Origin of the sequence: Campylobacter sp. MIT 12-5580 (assembly GCF_005406235.1) — a bacterium.
Taxonomy (GTDB): Bacteria; Campylobacterota; Campylobacteria; order Campylobacterales; family Campylobacteraceae; genus Campylobacter_D.
The window spans coordinates 1-333 of sequence record NZ_NXLK01000024.1 but is presented as its reverse complement, the minus strand read 5'-3'; the positions used below and the strand labels follow the sequence as shown (position 1 = coordinate 333).

At 33.9% G+C, this 333-nt stretch carries 1 pseudogene; it reads right to left on the bottom strand.

Annotation, left to right across the window (positions count from 1 at the left end):
- Nucleotides 1-333, bottom strand: a pseudogene (locus CQA38_RS09155) (methyl-accepting chemotaxis protein); the annotation flags it as partial.

Genomic DNA, 333 nt, shown 5'->3' with positions numbered 1-333 from the left:
AATCTCTTCACTTTGAGTGATGACATCACTTGTTTTTGTCGAGACATTTTGCATAGAAGAAGTGATTTGTTCTAAAGCTGCTGCTGTTTCTTCTAAAGAGTGAGCTTGTGAGTTTGAACTTTGAGTAAGAGCATTTACAGCTTCTTGGAGTTTGCCACTTTCTTCACTTAAAGAGTTGGCAAAGTCAGATGAGGTTTTAAGCATTTTTACGATTTCATCGCCTAAGATATTAGTTGTGATTTCTACATTACCACTTGCATTAGGAATTTTATTTCTAAAGTCTAGATTTCTATATTCTTCAAAGACTTCACGAATGGTATTTAAATTTGAACC